At 37.0% G+C, this 22,431-nt stretch carries 14 protein-coding genes and 1 pseudogene; 11 read left to right on the top strand and 4 right to left on the bottom strand.

Annotated features, from left to right (window positions below; translation table 11 throughout):
• Positions 1-93 precede the first annotated feature (93 nt).
• From NHE85_RS11590 to NHE85_RS11635, 10 genes are all read left to right on the top strand, one after another.
• Complete coding sequence (locus NHE85_RS11590; protein ID WP_252812188.1) at positions 94-3,114, top strand: tetratricopeptide repeat protein; 3,021 nt, start codon at positions 94-96, stop codon at positions 3,112-3,114.
• Positions 3,115-3,126: 12 nt separating this feature from the next.
• Positions 3,127-4,887 carry a TonB-dependent receptor gene (locus tag NHE85_RS11595; RefSeq protein ID WP_252812189.1) on the top strand — a complete coding sequence of 587 codons (1,761 nt, stop codon included), beginning with the start codon at positions 3,127-3,129 and terminating at the stop codon, positions 4,885-4,887.
• 91 nt (positions 4,888-4,978) lie between these two features.
• Positions 4,979-5,431, top strand: coding sequence for a hypothetical protein (locus tag NHE85_RS11600; protein ID WP_252812190.1), 453 nt, complete (start codon positions 4,979-4,981; stop codon positions 5,429-5,431).
• A 239-nt stretch (positions 5,432-5,670) separates the two neighbouring features.
• Positions 5,671-7,287: an asparagine synthase B gene (asnB, locus tag NHE85_RS11605; protein ID WP_252812191.1), complete on the top strand. Its 1,617-nt coding sequence runs from the start codon at positions 5,671-5,673 to the stop codon at positions 7,285-7,287.
• Between the two features lie 228 nt (positions 7,288-7,515).
• Positions 7,516-9,456 (top strand): DNA topoisomerase (ATP-hydrolyzing) subunit B, encoded by a 1,941-nt coding sequence (gene gyrB, locus NHE85_RS11610; RefSeq protein WP_252812192.1) that lies wholly within the window; start codon positions 7,516-7,518, stop codon positions 9,454-9,456.
• 225 nt (positions 9,457-9,681) lie between these two features.
• Complete coding sequence (gene mdh, locus NHE85_RS11615; RefSeq protein WP_252812193.1) at positions 9,682-10,617, top strand: malate dehydrogenase; 936 nt, start codon at positions 9,682-9,684, stop codon at positions 10,615-10,617.
• 142 nt (positions 10,618-10,759) lie between these two features.
• Positions 10,760-13,714, top strand: a complete 2,955-nt coding sequence (gene secDF, locus NHE85_RS11620; RefSeq protein WP_252812194.1) for a protein translocase subunit SecDF — start codon at positions 10,760-10,762, stop codon at positions 13,712-13,714.
• Positions 13,715-13,871: 157 nt separating this feature from the next.
• Complete coding sequence (locus NHE85_RS11625) at positions 13,872-14,576, top strand: MotA/TolQ/ExbB proton channel family protein (protein ID WP_252812195.1); 705 nt, start codon at positions 13,872-13,874, stop codon at positions 14,574-14,576.
• Between the two features lie 2 nt (positions 14,577-14,578).
• On the top strand, positions 14,579-14,971 hold the full coding sequence (locus NHE85_RS11630) for a biopolymer transporter ExbD (RefSeq protein ID WP_252812196.1): 393 nt from the start codon (positions 14,579-14,581) through the stop codon (positions 14,969-14,971).
• Positions 14,972-14,977: 6 nt separating this feature from the next.
• Entirely contained in the window at positions 14,978-15,778 is an 801-nt protein-coding gene (locus NHE85_RS11635) for an energy transducer TonB (protein WP_252812197.1), read from the top strand.
• A gap of 204 nt (positions 15,779-15,982) precedes the next feature.
• Here the strand turns inward: NHE85_RS11635 and lgt are convergent, their stop codons facing one another.
• The 4 genes from lgt to folE all read right to left on the bottom strand — a co-directional run bounded on the left by lgt (position 15,983) and on the right by folE (position 19,445).
• Positions 15,983-16,927 (bottom strand): prolipoprotein diacylglyceryl transferase, encoded by a 945-nt coding sequence (gene lgt, locus NHE85_RS11640; RefSeq protein WP_252812198.1) that lies wholly within the window; start codon positions 16,925-16,927, stop codon positions 15,983-15,985.
• 68 nt (positions 16,928-16,995) lie between these two features.
• Positions 16,996-17,253 (bottom strand): membrane protein insertion efficiency factor YidD, encoded by a 258-nt coding sequence (gene yidD / locus NHE85_RS11645; RefSeq protein WP_374676577.1) that lies wholly within the window; start codon positions 17,251-17,253, stop codon positions 16,996-16,998.
• A 1-nt stretch (position 17,254) separates the two neighbouring features.
• A complete protein-coding gene (gene cysS / locus NHE85_RS11650) occupies positions 17,255-18,736 on the bottom strand; it encodes a cysteine--tRNA ligase (RefSeq protein WP_252812200.1) in 1,482 nt (493 codons plus the stop codon).
• A 37-nt stretch (positions 18,737-18,773) separates the two neighbouring features.
• Positions 18,774-19,445, bottom strand: coding sequence for a GTP cyclohydrolase I FolE (gene folE, locus NHE85_RS11655; RefSeq protein ID WP_252812201.1), 672 nt, complete (start codon positions 19,443-19,445; stop codon positions 18,774-18,776).
• Between the two features lie 302 nt (positions 19,446-19,747).
• On the opposite strand from folE, the pseudogene NHE85_RS11660 reads away from it, so the two are divergent.
• Positions 19,748-22,431, top strand: a pseudogene (locus tag NHE85_RS11660) (hypothetical protein); the annotation flags it as partial.

Raw genomic sequence — 22,431 nt, forward strand, 5'->3', positions numbered from 1 at the left:
TATCATTTTCTTAAAACCATACTAAAGGAAAATAACATCCGTTAAAATAGAATAAGAATTGATATATTTGGCTTACCATAAAACACAATACACATGCGCAGACTAAACAGGCTACTCCTATTTTCTGTACCCCTTTGGGGCTTAAGCCTTTCGGCACAACAATCTACAATTTATACACACGAGCTTAAAGATTTTGACAAGGCAGTTACGCTTTATAACGATAAACAATATCAGGCAGCCCAGATTCTTTTTGAGAAAACAAAAGAAGAAAACAAAGAAATGGATGTGCAGGCAGATTGTGCTTATTATATTGCTAATTGTGCTATACGACTGGATCAGATGAATGCTGATATGCTTATGGAGAATTTTGTTGAAGATTATCCTACGAGTACGAAGCAAAACCAGGCTTATATTGAAGTTGCGGGCTATTATTTTGGACAGGGTAAATATCCTCAGGCATTGCAATGGTATGATAAAGTGGATGAAAATAATATGAGCATTGCCGAAAGGGAGCGTTATAATTTTCAGAAAGGTTACAGCTATTTTAGCGCCGGCGATAAAAAACAAGCCGACAAATATCTTAATAAGGTTATAAATTCAAAAGAATATGGCTCGCAGGCAAAATATTACCTTGGATTCATGTCTTATGAAAGTGATGATTATAAAAAAGCAAATCAGTATTTTGAACAGGTAGAAGATCAGGATAAGTATAAAGAAAAGATGTCCTACTTTCAGGCTGATATGAATTTTAAACTGGGTAACTTTCAAAAAGCTATTGATCTTGGCGTTGCCCAATTGCCAAAATCTGATGCCAATGAAAAATCTGAACTTAATAAAATAATAGGGGAAAGCTACTTTAATCTTGGTAAGTATGATAAGGCACTTCCGTACCTTAAAGAATACCGTGGTAAAAAAGGAAGATGGAATAATACTGATTTTTATCAGTTAGGATATACTTATTATAAGCAGGGAGATTATGAAAATGCTATTGCTCAATTCAATAAAATAATTGAAGGTAACGATTTTGTTGCTCAGAACGCTTATTACCATTTAGGAGAAAGCTATCTTAAAACCGGTAAAAAACAACAGGCACTAAATGCATTTAAAAATGCATCGGAAATGGAGTATGACCTGAAAATTCAGGAAGATGCTTATTTAAACTACGCTAAGTTAAGTTATGAGATCGGTAACCCGTACCAAAGTGTACCTGAAGTTTTAGGATCATTTCTTCAAAAATATCCTGACACCCCTTTTAAACAGGAGGTACAAACATTACTTATCAATTCTTACATAACCTCTAAAAATTATAAAGAGGCTTTAGTTTTATTAGAAAAAGATAAATCGGCGGCAAACAGACCTGCTTATCAAAAAGTAACTTTTTACAGAGGTTTAGAGCTTTATACAGATGGAAACTATCAGGAAGCTATGGCAATGTTTAAAAAATCTATTGCTGAACCCCGCGATGCAAAGATTACTGCACGTGCCACTTACTGGAAGGCTGAAACAGAATACGTACTCGATGCATTTAGCGAAGCTCTTTTAAGCTATAAGCAATTTGGTGGATCTGCCGAGGCTAAAAATACACCGGAGTATAAAAATTACAATTACAATCTTGGCTATACTTATTTTAAGCTTAAAGAGTATGATAATGCTTCAAAGTATTTTCAGGAGTATGTGTCATCTGCCGCAGCTAAAGGAGATGCTGTAAGGCTTAACGATGCTTATTTGCGTTTAGGTGACAGTAACTTTGTTAATGGCAAATACTGGCCGGCAATGGAAGCCTATAATAAGGCTATAGAAATGAAGGGTATAGATGCTGATTATGCTTTCTTTCAGAAAGGTATAAGTTATGGGTTTGTATCAAGAAACGAGAAAAAGATAGACGATCTTACAAAATTTGTGGCTACTTATCCTAAATCGAAGTATGCAGATGATGCTCTTTATGAGATAGGTAATACCTATGTAGCCGAAAAGCAGGACAATAAAGCAATAGCTGCTTATGACAGGCTTATAAATGAGTATAAAGGCAGTTCATATACTTCAAAAGCTATAATGCGTCAGGCGCTTATTTATTATAACGCACAAAAAGATGACCAGGCATTAGCTAAGTTTAAAAAAGTTGTAGCAGAATTTCCTAATACACCGGAGGCTATGGAGGCTGTATCTACTTCACGCCTTATATATGTAGATAGTGGACGCACAGATGAATATGCTTCATGGGTAAAAACATTAGATTTTGTAGATGTATCTGATGCTGACCTGGATAACACTGCCTTTGAAGCTGCCGAGAAGCAATACCTGCAAAATAATACTAAGCAGGCTATATCATCACTAAGCAGCTATGTAGCAAAATTTCCTAATGGAATATCGTCATTGAAAGCTAATTTTTATCTGGCGCAGTCGTATTATGCAGAAGGACTTGAAAATAATGCAATACCACATTACGAATTTGTTATAGCTAAGCCAAGAAGTGAATATAGTGAACAGGCATTAGCAAGGCTATCACAGATATTTTTAAAGAAAAATGATTACGATAAAGCAATATCGGTACTTAAACGCCTTGAATCAGAAGCTGATTTCCCTCAAAATGTAACTTTTGCGCAATCAAACCTTATGAAGTGTTTCTATGATAAGGAAGATTATGCCAATGCAGTAGCATATGCTGATAAAGTACTTGCCAATAGTAAAACTGAAGACAGGGTTAAGAGTGATGCACAGATAATCGTTGCAAGATCTGCAATTAAATCAAACAATGAGGCTAAAGCCAAAGAGGCATATGCTAAATTGCAGACCATTGCAAAAGGAGAACTTGCTGCCGAGGCTTTATATTATGATGCTTATTTTAAAAACAAAGATGGTAAATATGAAGCTTCTAATACCACCATACAGAAGCTTTCTAAGGACTATTCGGGATATAAATATTTTGGAGCCAAAGGCTTAGTAGTTATGGCTAAAAACTTTTACGGATTAAAAGACAGCTTTCAGGCTACTTATATACTGGAAAGTGTAGTTAAGAATTTTACAGATTATCCGGATGTTGTTGAAGAAGCACAAAAAGAGCTGGATATTATTAAGTCTGAAGAAGTGAAACGTAATTCATCCATCCAAAATTAATTTAAAAAAGCCATGAAGATTAAATTTCAATATATAGCCTTAATTTCAGTATTGGCGTTGGTAAATGGAGCCTTTGCACAAAAGAAAGATGAGAATCTGGGTACAGAAGTGGTAAATGTGGTAAAGCCATATACACCTACGGTATCTGATGCTTTTAAAGTAAAAGAAACTCCTGTTATGGAGGATGAGGACAATACACAAAAAGAAACGATAGAATATAATATATTTTCGTTTCCGGTAGCCTCTACTTTTACCCCGTCTAAAGGTAGGGCAGCGGGAGTAGACAGACCTAAACGCGAAACATTATATAATAATTATGCTACCTTGGGTGTAGGTAATTATGGTACTATTAACGCTGAACTTTTTGTAACCGAAAACCTGAACCGAAATGAATATGTTGGCGGAATGTTACGTCATCTTTCGTCTCAGGGTAATATAGATAATGTTAGGCTTGACAGTAAATATTACAATACATCTATTGATCTTACATACGGCAACCGCCAGAAGGATTACAGCTGGAATACCGATCTTGGATACCAGAACCAGATATATAACTGGTATGGACTGCCATTGGAATATCAGGATTTTGACAATGAAACAATAGCAGGTATAGATCCTCAACAAACTTATCATTCATTTTATATTGGTGGTAAGATTGCCGCAGAAGACAGTTTTTTCAGGGATGCATCGGCACAATATAAGCGTTTTTGGGATGCTTTCGGTTCTGCAGAAAACCGCTTTTTTGTAAAGCCATCACTGGATATAGATGTTATGGATGAAAAAATTAAAGTAGATTTCATTGCTGATTATGTTGGTGGTACTCTTGCAGATGATACTGAATTTCCTAATGAATACAGTAATTTTAATTTAGGAATACAACCAAGCATTCTTTACCAGAAAGATGATCTGTCTGTACAGTTAGGTGCAGGACTTTTTTACACTATGGGCAAACAGGGAGATGAAAAAGATAATAAATTCCATGTTTATCCTCATGTAAAGGCTTCTTATAAAGTAGTAGGCGATCTTATGATTGCTTACGCAGGTGCTGAAGGTACTTTACGTCAGAATTCATATGCCGATTTTGTTTCTCAAAATCCATTTATATCGCCTTCTCAAATTGTTACACCTACAGATCAGAAATATGATATTTATGTCGGACTAAAAGGGAAACTGGCTAATACTGTAGCCTATAACATCCGTGGGTCATATATGAATGAAGATAATAAATCATTATTCTTAAACTTTAACCCGTCAGTACTTCCGGGGCCCGGGGCAGACCTGAATGGTTTTCAGTATGGGAATTCATTTAGTGTAATTTATGACCAGGTACAAACAGTAAGTTTCTTTGGGGAGTTAAAAGCTGATTTTTCTAAAAGTGTAACTTTTGGTATTAATGGTACTTTCAACAGCTATTCTATGGAGAATCAGGCAGAAGCCTGGAATCTTCCACAAATAAAAGTAGGTGCTACACTTGATGTAGATATTAACGAGAAATGGTATGCAGGTACTAATGTGTTTTTTGTAGGTGATCGAAAAGACCTTGTGCTGCCTGATAATACTTTTGTAGATTCAGGTGCACCTTTTAATACAGAAGTAGTTACTTTAAAAAGTTATTTTGACTTAAATGCTCATGTAGGCTATAAATACAGCGAACGCCTTACAGGTTTTCTTAAACTGAATAATATTGCCAATCAGGATTATCAGCGTTGGGTAAACTATAACGTGCAGGGCTTCCAGTTTATAGTAGGAGCTTCATATAAGTTTAATTTTTAATAGAAATTCTAATAACATTTTAAATTGAAAGATTTAAAGATTGGGCCGGTTCCGATTTTTAAATCTTTCAGTCGTTTAAACCTTCAATACATTGCAAACACTAAAACACAAAATACTTAATTACTACAAACAACAAGTTGAAGATCGTATTGACGCTTTTAGAGATATGATTGCTGCACTGACAGAAGATGCAGCTAATGATGCAAAAGGGTCGGCAGGGGATAAGCATGAAACAGCCTTGTCTATGATGCATTTAGAGCAGGAAAAACTCAACCATAAATTGGGCGAATTTATCGCGCAGAAAGGAATATTAGAAAAGATAAATCCAGATGTTAAAACCGTTAAGGTCGCTATTGGGAGCCTTGTAAAGGCTAATGATATGTTATTGTTTGTAAGTGCTGCATTACCTAAGATTATTATTGATGGTACCACGGTAATTGCATTATCTCCCCAATCGCCATTGGGCACAAAGCTGATGGGGATGGAAGAAAAAAGTGAATTTGAGATAAGCGGTACAAAATATAAAATTGAAGAAATCGCTTAATTAAAAAAATATGAATTAAAATAATAGCCATCCTTGCGGATGGTTTTTTTATGATTTGTAATCACTTACTAAAGAAACGCCTTACTAATATTATAAATTTATACTATCTGATATTTTTGGGTTTAAATATATAAGTTAAAGCACTATATGTGTTTTATAATTGAAACTAAAAGCGAAAATTTGTCTTATCAAAAATAGCTGAAAGGACTTTTTGGTGATAAATTTTAAGTATCAGGTATATGTGTGGAATATTAGCAATTATAGGTAAGGGTAAAGATGAAGGATTAGTAAAGCAGCTTTCTAAAAGGATGTCCCATAGAGGCCCGGATGAAAGTGATATATGTATAACAGAAAGAGGGCATATCTTAAGCCATGAGCGTTTATCTATAATAGATCTTACCACAGGAAGACAGCCCATTCAGGGAACGTCTAAAGCCTGGATGGTACACAATGGAGAGATTTATAATCATCAGCAGCTTCGCGATACGGTGTTAAGTCATCATTCATTCAGAACAAGATCTGATTCGGAGGTTATAGTGCATTTATATGAAGAATTTGGATATGATTTCTGCAATATTCTTGATGGTATTTTTGCTTTTGTTGTTATAAACGGTGATGATTTTATTGCCGGTCGTGATCCCCTTGGCGTAAAGCCACTTTACTATGGTCTTGATGAAAGAGGCAGAATATATTTTTCATCCGAAATGAAGTCTATAAACGACCAATGCCAAACATTCTCTACATTCCCACCGGGACATTATTATACTCCACAAACCGGTTTTGTTAAATACTACAGACCTGAATGGGAAGTTGCCGCTAAAGCGATAGAGGGAAGCGATTTTACTGCCATAAGGCAAACGCTTACGAAGGCAGTTGAAAAAAGACTTATGAGTGACGTGCCTGTTGGTGTATTGCTTTCAGGAGGGCTGGATTCATCCATTATATCTTCTATTGCTGCCAGATTATTAAAAGAATCAGGGCAAAAGCTGCGTTCTTTCTCTATTGGTCTTAATTCTGATGCGCCTGATGTTGTGGCTGCACGCAAAGTAGCTGAATTTTTGGGAACTGAACATCATGAATTATACTTTACAATAGAAGAGGGAATTGAAATTCTGGATAAGCTTATCTGGCACCTTGAAACGTATGATGTTACATCTGTAAGAGCAAGTACACCAATGTACTTTTTGAGTAAGGCAATAACAGAGATGGGTATAAAAGTGGTACTTTCCGGTGAGGGAGCGGATGAGATATTTGGAGGCTACCTTTATTTTAGAAATGCTCCATCGGCGGCAGATTTTCAAAAAGAAACTATTGAAAGGGTGCAAAAGCTTTTTACGGCTGATTTATTAAGGGCAGATAAAAGTACAATGGCTCATGGGCTGGAAGCGAGAGTGCCATTTCTGGACAAATCATTTTTAGAATTGGCTATTAAAATACGCCCCGAAGAAAAGCAGCCTAAAACATATAATGATATTGAGAAATATGTTTTAAGAAAAGCTTTTGACACCCCTGAATTTCCCTATTTACCGGATGAGGTTCTTTGGAGGCAGAAAGAACAGTTTAGTGATGGGGTAGGGTATAGCTGGATAGATACATTAATTGAATATTGTGCTTACCGGGTAACGGATGAAGAGCTTAAAACAGCAGAAGAGCGTTTTCCTTACAATACTCCCGCTACTAAAGAGGCTTATTTTTACAGGACATTATTTCATAAACATTTTCCTCAGGTTAGTGCAGCGCAGACAGTGCGTAAATGGATACCTAAATGGCAGGAAAATACGGATCCGAGCGGACGTGCAAATACAGCGCATGTTCAGGCAGATATGAGTTTAACCCAAATTAATTTAGAAGTTTAATTTCAGGGTTATTTTTGGAATTTAGTTTGTTTGTTTGTAGAAAAATGCTCCGCAAGGAGCATTTTTTATGCAATGTATTTAACAGTATAAGGGCTATCTTTTAAAGTTAAGGATGTTTTAATAAATTGTTGATAACTTAGGTGCTAAAAAGGGGCTTTTAATAGCTTTATCCTTCCTGTTTTTATATATTTGTTCGTTAAACTTAAAATTTCGTTAACAAACAGTTTTATGAGTGAAGAAATAAAGAAAAACAATTATTCGGCAGACAGTATTCAGGCCCTTGAAGGGATGGAGCACGTTAGGATGCGTCCTTCCATGTATATTGGCGATGTGGGTACCAGAGGGCTTCACCACCTTGTGTATGAGGTAGTGGATAACTCGATTGACGAGGCTCTTGCCGGACATTGTGATACTATTTATGTTGCCATTAATGAAGATAATTCCGTTACTGTAGAAGATAATGGCCGTGGTATACCGGTAGATATACATAAAAAAGAAGGAGTTTCTGCACTTGAGGTTGTAATGACCAAAATTGGAGCCGGTGGTAAATTTGATAAAGACTCTTATAAAGTGTCAGGAGGTTTACACGGTGTAGGTGTATCGTGTGTTAATGCACTTTCAGACCATTTGAGAGCTACTGTTTACAGAGACGGTAAAATTTACGAACAGGAATATGAAAGGGGTAAATCGCTTTATCCTGTAAAACAAATAGGCGAGACCGAAAAAAGGGGTACTACTGTAACTTTTAAACCGGATACAACTATTTTTACGCAGACAACAGAATATTCTTATGACACCCTTGCTGCACGTATGCGTGAGCTTTCTTTCCTTAATAAAGGTATAAGTATTACGCTTGTTGATAAAAGGGAAAAAGATGATAAAGGAGAATTTCTTTCTGAAACATTTCATTCCCAGGAAGGTTTAAAGGAATTTGTTAAGTTTCTTGATGGTAACCGTGAGCCTATTATTACTCACGTGATAAGTATGGAAACTGATAAGGGTGAAATACCTGTTGAGGTTGCTCTTATTTATAATACCAGCTACTCAGAGAATATTTTCTCTTATGTAAATAATATTAATACACATGAGGGGGGTACACACCTTTCGGGTTTCCGAAGAGGGCTTACCAATACTCTTAAAAAATATGCTGATAACTCAGGGCTTCTTGAAAAGCTTAAGTTTGAAATTTCAGGAGATGACTTCCGTGAAGGCCTTACAGCTATTATATCGGTTAAAGTAGCAGAACCTCAGTTTGAGGGTCAGACTAAAACCAAGTTAGGTAACCGCGAGGTTGTGGCTCCGGTAAGCCAGGCAGTGAGCGAAATGCTTGAGAATTATCTTGAAGAAAATCCTAATGATGCCCGTATTATAGTACAAAAGGTTATACTTGCTGCTCAGGCACGTCATGCTGCTAAAAAAGCACGTGAAATGGTGCAGCGTAAAACTGTAATGGGTGGCGGCGGACTTCCGGGTAAGCTTTCTGACTGTTCTGAGCAGGATCCTGCTAAATGCGAGGTGTTCCTTGTAGAGGGTGACTCTGCGGGTGGAACTGCAAAGCAGGGACGTGACAGAGCTTTTCAGGCTATTCTTCCTTTAAGGGGTAAGATACTTAATGTTGAAAAAGCCATGCATCATAAGGTTTTTGAGAATGAAGAGATACGTAACATATTTACAGCTTTAGGCGTAACTGTTGGTACGGCTGAAGATAGTAAAGCGTTGAATATTGAAAAATTACGTTACCACAAAGTAGTTATTATGTGTGATGCCGACGTCGATGGTTCTCACATTGCTACACTTATTCTTACTTTCTTCTTCCGTTTTATGAAGGAGCTTATAGAAAATGGGCACGTATATATTGCTACCCCGCCATTATATATGGTTAAAAAAGGTAATAAAAAAGAATATGCCTGGACAGATGCCCAGCGTGATGAAATTACCGAAAGGATGGGTGGTGGTTCTTCTGTGCAGCGTTATAAAGGTCTTGGAGAAATGAATGCAGAGCAGTTATGGGATACTACAATGGACCCCGAATTCCGTACACTTCGCCAGGTTAATATTGACAGCCTTGCTGAAGCAGACAGAATATTTTCTATGCTCATGGGGGATGAAGTACCGCCAAGAAGAGAATTTATTGAAAAGAACGCCGCTTATGCTAAAATTGACGCTTAAGCGCTATTCTATAAACAAACACACAAAGCAGGGCATTCTGAAAAGAATGCCCTTTTTATTAAGTAATGTTTAGAAATTGATAATTGTTGAAAAATTGGACGATTATGTTTAATATTGATAAGATTTAATGTGCAACTTATTATCCATTTTGATAAATTTGTAAGGAGCAGCTTAAAAGCATTATTAATAATTTAAAAAAACTAACCTAATAAAAATAATAAATTTATGAAAGTAACAATAGTAGGTGCCGGCAATGTGGGTGCTACATGTGCAGATGTTATATCGTACAGAGGAATTGCCAGCGAAGTGGTATTGCTGGATATTAAAGAAGGATTTGCTGAAGGCAAAGCAATGGATATTATGCAATGTGCCACCACTACAGGTTTTAATACACGTGTTTCAGGAAGTACAAATGATTATTCTAAAACAGCAAATAGCGATGTTGTAGTTATTACGTCCGGAATTCCAAGAAAACCGGGTATGACCCGTGAAGAGCTTATAGGTATAAATGCAGGGATTGTAAAATCTGTAGCAGAAAATGTATTACAACATTCACCAAAAGCAATTATAGTAGTAGTGTCTAATCCTATGGATACAATGACATATTTAACTCTTAAAGCTACAGGTTTGCCTAAAAACAGAGTTATTGGTATGGGCGGTGCTCTTGATAGCTCACGTTTTAAATATTATCTTTCTAAAGCTTTAGATAAGCCTTCTAACGATGTACAGGGAATGGTTATAGGAGGCCATGGAGATACAACAATGATACCGCTTACGAGGCTGGCTTCTTACAATGGAAGTCCTGTGTCAGATTTTCTTTCTCAGGAGGTGCTTGACAAAGTAGCCGCAGATACTATGGTAGGCGGGGCTACACTTACAGGTTTACTTGGTACTTCGGCATGGTACGCTCCCGGTGCTTCTGTTGCTTACCTGGTAGACAGTATTTTAAACGATCAAAAGAAAATGATTGCTTGTTCTGTACTGCTTGAAGGTGAATACGGGCAGCAGGATATCTGCGTTGGAGTACCTTGCATAATAGGTAAAAATGGTGTAGAGCAAATACTGGATATTAAGCTTAATGATACTGAAAAAGCACAGTTTTCTAAGAGTGCTGATGCAGTAAGAAATATGAATGCCGACCTGAAATCAGTATTGGCGTAAATCAAAACACCAGCAAAATAAGGAGACTGCTAACAGCAGTCTTTTTTTTATGATATAATTAGTAAATAAATTGGTTAATCTTATCGTAAATTATATATTTGCTCGTTTTAAAAAAATTGAACATAATTAATTTTTACAAATAATGCAGAATAAGGGACTCATTAAGTTTTTCGCAATACTATTTGCGTTAGTATGTATTTACCAGCTTTCCTTCACATTTGTTTCAAATGGCATTGAGAAAGATGCTAAGGCTATTGCAGCCGGCGACTCTGATAAAGAAGTTGCGTATCTTGAATCAATGAAGGATTCAGTTGTTTATCTTGGTTATACATATGATGAAGTAAGAAACAAACAAATCAACAAAGGTCTTGACCTTGAAGGAGGAATTAATGTAATGCTTGAGATATCTGTAAAAGATATCCTTAAAGGTCTTGCAAACAATTCTAAAAATCCTGTTTTTAATAAAGCTTTAGAAGAAGCTAAAAAGAACAGGGAAGGTAATCAGGACTATCTTGACGCGTTTTTTATTGCGTTTGATAAAGAGTCTAACGGTTCTGTAAAACTGGCTTCACCTGAAATATTCACTAACAGGATAATGGGTGATGCTGTTAATACTAAAATGACTGATGATCAGGTTAAATCTGTTATCAGGAAAAAAGTAAGCGAGTCTATAGATAGTGCTTTTGGTGTATTAACTGAGCGTATCGATAAATTTGGTGTTGTACAGCCGAATATCCAGAAACTGGGTGAGTCGGGTCGTATTATGGTTGAATTACCGGGAGCTAAAGATATTGACCGTGTTAAAAAATTATTACAAAGTACTGCCCAGCTTGAATTTTGGGAGGCTTATAAAATAAACGACCTTCAGGGCTTCCTGATGGGAGCTAACGAGATTCTTAAAAAAACAGAAAAATCAGAAGTGAAAACTGCTGAAACTGCTGTTGCTTCTCCTGTAGATTCACTTCTTACAGATAAAGCTAAAGATTCTGCAGCTCCTTTAAAAGGTGCTAACCCTTTATTTGAAAAACTTACTCCTGGTCAGGGAGGTCCGGTAATTGGTTATGCTTCTGTAAAAGATACAGCAAAGATCAATAGCTGGTTCAAAAGAGACGATATCCGCTCATTGCTTTCAGGAGATCTTCGTTATGCACGTTTTGCGTGGGGTAAAGAAGATGCTAAGAAATCTAAAGGTATTCTTGAACTTTATGTACTTAAAACTAACAGAGAAGGTATTCCGGATCTTGCTGGCAATGTAATTACTGGTGCTAATGCGGCATTCGACCAAATGGGTAAACCATCTGTAGAAATGCAGATGAACAGTAAAGGTGCTCAGGTTTGGGAAGAAATGACAGGCAAAGCATATAGAGAACAAGGTTATATTGCCATTGTGCTTGATAACATTGTTTACTCTGCTCCGGGTGTATCTACAGGCCCAATTGCAGGGGGTAACTCACAAATATCGGGTGCGTTTGACGTAACTGAAACAAAAGACTTAGCAAACATTCTAAGAGCTGGTAAACTTCCTGCATCTGCTGATATTGTTCAGTCAGAAGTGGTAGGTCCGTCTCTTGGTCAGGAAGCTATTGATAATGGTATTCTTTCATCTATTGCAGGTTTACTTTTAGTATCTCTTTGGATGGTTGTTTACTACGGTAAATCAGGTTGGTATGCAAACATAGCGCTTATAGTTAACTTACTGTTCCTGTTTGGTTTCCTTGCAAGTTTAGGTGCTGTATTAACATTACCTGGTATTGCAGGTATCGTATTAACAATGGGTACTGCTGTAGATGCTAACATTATTATTTATGAGCGTGCTAAAGAAGAGCTGCGTCATGGTAAATCATTAGATGAAGCTATCAAAACTTCATTTAGCTGGAGAGGTGCGATGTCATCTATAACTGATGCAAACGTTACTCACGTACTTACAGGTTTAGTGCTTTTAATATTTGGTACTGGTCCTGTAAAAGGTTTTGCTACTACATTACTAATAGGTATTTTCACTTCATTGTTTACGGCGATCTTCATTACAAGAATATTCCTTGACTGGAGTGTGAGAAGAGGGGATAAGCTAACTTTTGTTACTTCACTTTCTAAAAACTGGTTTACTAACTTCCATTTCAATTTCCTTGGAGCGAAGAAATATACTTATATTATCTCTTCTGCGGTTATTATAATTAGCTGTGTGTCTTTTGCTTTAAACGGACTTGATCAGGGTATTGACTTTGTTGGAGGTAGAACTTTCCAGGTTAAATTTGATAAATCAGTTTCAGCTGAAGAGGTTAAAGATGTTCTTGGAGGTCCTGAAGTTTTTAATGGTAATGTTGATGCTAAAGTATTTGGTAACGATACTCAGTTAAGAATTACTACTAAATATAAAATCGAACAAAATACAGTAGAGGCTGATACAGAGGTTAATAAGTTATTGTATAAAGGACTTAAAAAATACTATTCTGAAAATCTTACTTATGATCAGTTTGTAAATACGTATGAGGGTAAAACTCTTGGTATAGTACAGGCATCTAAAGTAAGTGCCGTAGTTGCAGATGATATTAAAACTAATTCATACTGGGCTGTATTAGGGGCTATGGGTATTGTTTTCCTTTACCTAATGGTAAGTTTCAGAAAATGGCAATATAGTTTAGGTGCTATCGCGGCAGTTGCTCACGACGTTATTTTTGTATTGGGTATATATTCACTTTGTTATAAATTTATGCCTTTCCATATGGAAATGGATCAGCACTTTATTGCTGCAATCCTTACAGTAATTGGTTACTCGATGAATGATACAGTAATTGTATTTGACAGGGTAAGAGAATACCTTGCAGGAAAGACTAAAGGTAATTTTGAGCAGATTGTTAACCAGTCAATTAATACTACAATGTCAAGAACTGTAAATACCTCGTTAACTATGATAATTGTATTGGCTATCATGTTCATTTTTGGTGGTGATTCAATACGAGGATTTATATTTGCAATGCTTGTGGGTATTATTGTAGGTACTTATTCATCGTTATTTATAGCGACTCCTGTACTTGTTGATACAATGCCTAAAAAAGATAAAGACCTGATTGTGAAACAACACAATGAAGAGGTTTAGTATAGGTCTGTTAAATTATACAAAACCTGCTCATGAAAATGAGCAGGTTTTTTTATTTTCGATTCAAACTTGAGTTTTTGTTGTACTTACAAAAGCAATTTTTAAACTATATTAGCGTTAAATTTTAAAGAATACATTTTACAAAAGATAATTATTTATGCTAAACATTCAGAATGCCGATAGCCTGGCTACTGCCCAGCAAGCTTTATTAGAAGATGCTCCTGTTGAAAAAACGTTGTCAATTTGGGAACTGCTTACAAGTGGAGGTCTTGGAGGACAGTTGATAATGATAGTACTTGCAATTCTGTTTTTTGTTGCTATTTATCTTTATATAGAACGAATGATGGCTCTTAAATCTGCCTCTAAAGTAGATAAAGGATTTATGAATCAAATAAGGGAGCATGTAATTCATCGCAGGTTTGATAATGCTAAACTTCTTTGCCAGCATACTAATTCCCCTGTTTCAAGGCTTATTGAAAAAGGTATTTCCAGAATTGGAAAACCATTGGAAGATATTAATACCGCTATAGAGAATGCTGGAAAGCTAGAGATTTATGCTCTTGAAAAGAATGTTAGTATTCTTGCGACTATCTCAGGTGCAGGACCTATGATCGGTTTCCTGGGAACGGTTGTTGGTATGATACTTGCTTTTCATGAAATTGCAAGCGGCGGAGGACAGATTGAGGTTGGTGCTCTTGCAAGTGGTATTTATACGGCAATGACAACTACAGTTGTTGGTCTTATTGTTGGAATTTTTGCTTATATAGGATATAATCACCTTGTTGTTAAGACTGATAAAATTGTTAACCAGATGGAAGCTAATGCTGTAGAGTTTCTGGATTTATTAAATGATCCCGTATAATTATGAAGTTTAGAAGCAGAAACAGGGTTACACCCGAATTTAATATGTCTTCAATGACAGATATTGTTTTTCTGTTGTTGATATTCTTTATGCTTACATCTACAATGGTTACCACTAATGCTTTAGATCTGAATTTGCCTAAAGCAAAAGGGAAAACTGAAAACACAAAGAACGTATCTGTAAACATTAATAAGGAGCTGGAATATTTTATTGATAAAGATCCTATTGCAGAAAATGCTTTAGAAGCTCGCTTAATAGAATTGTTGTCCGGTGATGAAACTAAAGCTATTGTTTTACGTGCCGAACAGGGAGTGCCTATAGAAAAAGCAGTAGCCGTAATGGATATTGCATACAGGAATAAATTTAAAATTGTTTTAGCGGTAGATCCAAAATAAACAATCATGAAGTATTTAGAAACTGAACATGAAAGAAAGTCATTTGTAATCACAACTATCATTTTTGTGATTATACTGCTTTTGTGTTTTTTCTTTGGAATGACATATCTTGATCCGCCGCCTGAAAATGGTATTGCCATAAATTTTGGAACAACAGAATTTGGATCGGGAGAAGTACAGCCTACAGAACCTATACAATCTGCTCCTCAGGCTGTACAGGCTGCAGCACCGGTTACCCCTGTAGCTGATGAAGTTGCTACTCAGGATGTAGCGGATGCACCTGTTATTAATAATAAAAAACCTCAAAAGGAGACGCCTAAGGAAGTTGAGAAACCAAAAGAAGTTCCTAAGCCTAAGCCGTCACAAAGTACCACAGATGCGCTTAATAGCTTAATTAATGCTCCTAAAAGTAATGGTAAACCAGCGGAAGGGCAGGGTAGGGACGGAAAACCCGGTGATGCAGGAGATATTAATGGCGACAGAAATGCCGATGGTGATGGAAAAGGTGCAGGCAAAGGAAATGGAAGAGGTACGGGTGTAGGTAATTATAATCTTGCCGGACGAAAAGCTTTAGCTATACCTGAACCTAAATATACCTGTAATGAACAAGGTACTGTAGTTGTTCAGATTGCTGTAGATAGCAGTGGTAAAGTAATATCTGCTACCCCGGGAGCCAGGGGTACTACCAATACAGCTAAATGTCTTTTAGATCAGGCTAAGGTTGCAGCAATGAATGCCAGGTTTAATCAGGGAGAGTCTGAAAAGCAGGTGGGAACAATAGTTTATAATTTTAAACTTACTGACTAATCAGAAAATATATAAACAAAAATTCGGCATTTGCCGGATTTTTTTATAATACCTCATTTCAATTCTTTGATGTAAAACTAAATAGCCCCCTAAGGATAAGATGATTTTTCTATAGTTAACAATTTCTTTGAGCAGCTTTATGTTCTTTACAACTAGCTAACTTTTGATGTATCGAAAAAAAACCGCCACTTGGGCGGTTAATTATTATAATGTTTCTGTTCTCTTATTTGCAGTGAATATGAGATAGAATCCTGCTATTATAAATGGTATGCTTAGCCATTGTCCGGTTAGCAAACCTCCTGGCAGATCAGTTTCAAATCCACCCTGACTTTCCTTAACAAATTCTACAAGGAATCTTACCGTCCATAATAAAACTAGAAATACTCCGAATATTAAGCCATGTTTTTTACGTGATTCAGTTTTCCAGTACATGAAGTAAATGATAGCAAAAACAAAAATATAACCGAAAGCCTCATATAACTGGGCAGGGTGCCTGAAAGGTATGTCGTTTAATATATTAGCAAACTGAGGATTTTTTTCAACAGCTTCGTATGCAAGATTATAATCGGGTATATGTGTTCGTTCTACAACATCATGCTTATTCAGCCAGTCTTCGCCTCTAATGAATTTTACGGCTGTAGGTGTATCTCCTGATGTTTTTTTACCTAATATTTCACTGTTGAAAAAGTTGCCTAACCTAACAAAAATACCGCCACAAGTAACGGGTATTACAACTCTGTCTAACATCCATAACAGTGGGCGGTGAATTATTTTTCTGCTATACCATATCATGGCAAGGATTATAGCTATTGCAGCACCATGACTTGCCAATCCTGCAAAGCCTGTAAATTCAAACTTTGGTGAAAAACGAACCGGTAGCAGAATTTCTTCGAGATGATTTTTAAAATAATCCCAGTCATAAAAGAACACATGCCCAAGTCTTGCTCCTAATAGAGTCGCTATAAGTGTATAGATGAAAAGTTTGTCAAGTTTTTCTACAGGCTCACCTTCACGATCAAATATTTTTTTCATTAAGAACCATCCAAGTCCAAAAGCTATAACAAAACCAAGACTGTAATAACGTAGTGTAACGGGGCCTAATTTAAAACCTTCTGTCTGGTTCCAGATAATACTTAAGCTGTGTATCATTGATAGATTATTTTAATGAGGTGTAAATTTAAAGAAATGTAAAAGATTCCCAAGAAAAATCACGTTAATTAATGTTTGTGATTACAGTTTTTTCCGGGTACCGGATCATAACCACTGCCTCCCCACGGATTACAGCTGACAATTCTTTTTATAGCAAGCCAGCTTCCTTTAAATAAACCATGTGTCTGCAACGCTTCTATTGTGTATTGAGAACAGGTGGGCGAGTAGCGGCAGGCTCCGGGAGTTAACGGTGATATTGCTACCTGATAAAAACGTACAAGCAGTATAAATGGAGTCGTTATTATTTTTTTAAACTCCAAACTTATATTAATTTAATGAAAAAGTAGTTCCTTCTTTATTGTCTTTAAGCTCAATACCTAAATCGGTAAGCTTATTTCTTATCTGATCTGACAATGCAAAATCTTTATTGGCGCGGGCTTCATTACGCATAGTAATAAGCATATTCACTACACTTTCCAGCTTTTCATTTCCTGTTTCGTTTGCAATATCATCTTTAAGCCCTAAAACATCAAATACAAATGTATTGAGTGATTTTGAAAGAATATCAATATCCTGAGAAGTCAGGGTTTCTTTACCGTCTCTAAGCAGATTGATATATCTAACGGCTTCAAATAACTGAGCTATTAATATGGGGCTGTTAAAGTCATCATTCATAGCATCGTAGCACGATTGTTTCCATGCTGAAATATCAATGCTTGAAACATCAGATGGTTTTATGTCTTTTAGGTTTTCTAAAGCTTCCATAAGACGGTTAAAGCCTTTTTCAGCAGCAACAATAGCATCATTAGAAAAATCAAGTACACTGCGGTAGTGGGCCTGTAAAATAAAGAAACGTGTTACAGCCGGAGTAAATGGCTTGCTAAGTTTGTCGTTATTGCCGGAAAATATTTCTCTTGGTAAAATGTTATTTCCTGTAGATTTAGACATTTTTTTACCATTAAGCGTAAGCATATTGGCATGCATCCAGTAATTAACCGGCGACTCACCGGTGCAGGCTTCATTTTGGGCGATTTCGCATTCATGGTGAGGGAATTTTAAATCCATACCACCGCCATGTATGTCAAAATGATTTCCAAGATACTTGGTACTCATAGCTGTACACTCAAGGTGCCATCCGGGGAAACCATCACCCCATGGAGATGGCCAGCGCATTATATGTTCAGGTTCAGCTTTTTTCCATAAAGCAAAATCCTGCGCATTTTTTTTCTCGTCCTGGCCGCTAAGGTCACGGGTGTTAGAAATCATATCTTCAAGATTTCTGCCGCTTAGTTTTCCGTAGTTATGTGTTTCATTAAATTTTACTACATCAAAATATACAGATCCGTTAGATTCGTAAGCATAACCATTATTAATAATTTGCTTCACTGTTTCAATTTGTTCTATTATATGTCCCGTAGCAGTTGGTTCTATACTTGGAGGAAGATTGTTGAATAATTCGAGTATTTGATGAAAATCTACCGAATACTGCTGAACAATTTCCATAGGCTCAAGTTTTTCCAGCCTTGCTTTTTTTGCAATTTTATCTTCTCCTTCATCAGCATCATCTTCAATATGTCCTACATCGGTTATATTACGCACATAGCGAACTTTATATCCTAAATGTTTAAGATATCTGAAAATCAGGTCAAACGATATAAAAGTTCTACAGTTTCCTAAGTGAACATTACTGTATACGGTAGGTCCGCATACATACATGCCTACAGCGCCTTCATGCAGAGGTATAAATGTTTCTTTTTCGCCACTTAATGAATTGTAAAGCTTTAAAGCCTGATTTTGATATAAATGCATAATTATTAATTTGAAAGATGTTACTTTTCAAAGATATTTAAAACTGGGTATCCAGCTTAATGTAATCTAAAAATTCTCTTCTTACGTTTTCTTCTTTGAATCTGCCTCCAAATTCTGAAGTTACTGTACTGCTTTCAATATCACGGATACCTCTTGAGTTTACACATAAATGCTTGGCATCAATTACACAGGCTACATCTTCAGTATTTAATACTTTTTTAAGTTCCTGTACAATCTGAATAGTAAGCCTTTCCTGAACCTGGGGCCTTTTTGCAAAATAATCCACAATGCGGTTCATTTTAGATAAACCTACAACAGTACCATTAGATATATAAGCAACATGTGCACGTCCTACTATAGGTAATAAATGGTGCTCGCATGTAGAGTATATGGTAATATTTTTTTCAACCAGCATTTCACCATATTTATACTTGTTGTCAAAGGTAGATGATCCTGGTTTTTTTGCAGGATTAAGGCCTCCGAATATTTCTTTTACAAACATTTTTGCAACACGGTTTGGTGTACCTTTTATACTGTCATCAGTAAGATCCATGCCAAGAGTGAATAAAATATTCTCAACATCCTTTTTTATTGCCTCAATTTTTTCCTCGTCTGTTAAAACAAAAGCATCTGTACGCAAAGGAGTTTGTGCATTTGTAGCTATGTGGTTATCTCCAATTTCGTCTTTGGTATCGTCGTTATGGGTCATTATATCTTATTTATATAGAGTATTAAAAAATTCAGAGCGCAAAGATAACTATAAAAGTTGATTTTAAATTATTGCAGCTTATACGAAATACTTTTTAATGATAGAAATTTAGATATTTATTTCATTCAGATTAGAGTGATGATAAAAAATACAGATTCAATTGAAAAAAATAAAAAAATATAACTTTTTATATAAAGAGGTAGGGTAAATTAAAATAAACCTGTTATAAACTAAAAAAATAAAACTTTCTTTGTTTTATTGAATCAATTTTGTGTAATTTTCGCGTTTCAAAAAATTAACCCATGAATAATAAGTACCTATTATTACTGCTTTTATGTATTTTCGGTTTTAATAGCTTCGCACAACAAGGACCTGCGGTTCCTTTTGTTACAGCTGTTGACGGAGATCCTACCTGTAATCCAGGTGAATGCACTGATTTAAATGCACTTTTTTTTGACACTGGAGAGACATCATCTTATATAGTCGAGTCTATACCTTATAACCCGCCTTTCGCTTTTACTGGTGGTAATGTAATTGATGCTTCGGAAGATGATAAATGGTCCAGCGTTATTGATATTTTTGACTTTTGCTTTTACGGGCAGAAATATAATAAAATACTCATAAACTCAAATGGTGCCATTACTTTTAGCGTGGCAGGGGTAGTTCCCGGAGGACAATACACTCAGGGAACATTTGCTTCATGGGTTTTAGACGGTACTCCAATTCCTACCGCCTCGGGTGGTGCGGGAGTTAGTAATTTGTCAATTTTTGGTGTATTGCAGGATACCAATCCCAATGACACAACTAATCCTGCTGATATGAGTATAAATTACCAGGTTTTCGGAGCAGCTCCTAACAGGGTGCTTATATTTAATATATACAATATTAAACATTATGCATGTGCTAGTGGACCGACGCAAACCAGTCAAATGGTATTATATGAAACTACAAACATAATTGAAGTATATGTTAGGGATAGAGAAACTTCTTGTACATGGAATCAGGGGAGAGCACTTATAGGTCTGCAAAAAGATGCAACAACAGGTATTGCTGCCCCAGGCAGAAATAACGTTAATTTTACAGCACATAATGAAGCCTGGCGTTTTAAGCCAAATGGTCCAAGTGTTGTGAGTGTAGACTGGTATGATGGCACCACGCTTTTAGGTTCCGGTGTTCCTTTTCAGGTATGTCCGGATGAAACTACTACTTATACCGCTGTTGCTAAATATACCATGTGTGATGGTTCACAGGTAACAGTTTCTGATGACGTTGATCATGTTGTTCCTGAACCGCTGCCTTTAGTAGATGTAGGGCAGGTGGTGTTATGTGGTGATCAGCCTTCTTTTACGGTTGATCTTACTGAAATTAATGATGAAATACTGAATGGGCTTGATCCGGATGTTAATATGTTAACAGTGTATCTTGATCCCGACTCTGCTAACGGAGGATATGATAATCTTACTACGAGTGAGATGACTAACTTTGTAATAAATCAGGGTGAGGAATATACTATTTACGGAAGGATAGAAAATTATTTTACAGGGTGTTTAACCTTCTTCCAATATATTGTTAAAGTTGGCGTCCAGCCTACTGTTACAGAGCCTGCAGATATGCAGGTGTGTGACGCTGGGGGCGATAATATTGAAATATTTGATCTTACAAGTAATGATGCTGTGATTCTTGGTACTCAGGATCCTGCAGATTTCCCTGTAACTTACCATACAACTTCAGCGGGAGCTGATGCAAATGATAATTCTATTCCTGATGCTACAGCATTCAGTTCTGGTAACACAACGGTTTTTGCGCGTGTTAGCAATGCTGAAAATGAGGATTGTTTTGCCGTGACTTCATTTGATCTTATAGTTACCCCAAGCCCTCAGGTTACTGTACCTGCAGATGGCTTCGCATGTAGTAATGTTGGTTATACTTTACCTCCGCTTACAGTTGGTAATTATTACACAGCATCGGGAGGTGCAGGTACACAATTAACTGCCGGAACTGTTTTATTTGCTTCACAGACAGTTTATGTCTATACGGAATCTGGTACCTCACCTAATAATTGTTCTAGCGAAGGAAGTTTTGAAGTAACTATTTACCCTTCACCTGATGTTGATGATATAGCAGACCTTCAGGCATGCGATGGTTATGAGCTTCCGGCCCTGACCGAAGGTAATTACTATACAGGCCCGGGCGGAACAGGCACCCAGCTTTTTGCGGGCGATATAATAACTACTACCCAGACGATCTATATCTATGCTGTAAGCGGGGATTCGACTACGGTATGCGAGGATGAGTCAGACTTTTTAGTTACCATCAATTACGCCCCTGCAGTTTCCCCTGCCACGCCATTAGAGCGCTGCGCGGACAATGCCGATGAGCAGACCTATTTTGACCTTACAGTTGCCGGAGCTGAGATCTTAAACGGCCAGACAGGCCTGACGATCACCTACCATGAGACCCCTGAGGGTGCAGAGTTCGGCACAAACGAGATCCAGAACCCATCAAACTATGACAACCTTGTAAGCCCTGTGTATGCAAGTGTTATCCAGAGCGGCACTACAACCAACTGCCGCAGCGTAGTTCCTATTGAGCTTATCGTGCACCCAAGGCCTGCAGTACCTGTACTGAGCGATTATGTGCTTTGCGATGACGATACGGACGGCGTGCAGGTATTTGACCTTACCACAAAAAACACAGAAGCCAATGGTGGAGACACCAGCCTTACCGTTGCCTATTACATAACTAAAGAAGATGCCCTTGCCGGGCAGGCTCCTATCAGCCCGGATACAGCCTTTAGCAATACCGTAGCCGGCACCCAGCAGATCTGGGTTGGCATAGCCACTACTTTTGGCTGCCGCAGTGTAGCCCCGCTTACCCTTAGGGTAAACCCGCTTCCTGTGCTTAGCGACGACCCTAATGCGTATATCGCTAATGAATGTGAGGAAGTACCGGGCCAGGCTGAGTTCCACCTTGAAGAGATTGCAGC

Origin of the sequence: Flavobacterium sp. NRK1 (assembly GCF_024054175.1) — a bacterium.
Taxonomy (GTDB): domain Bacteria; phylum Bacteroidota; class Bacteroidia; order Flavobacteriales; family Flavobacteriaceae; genus Flavobacterium.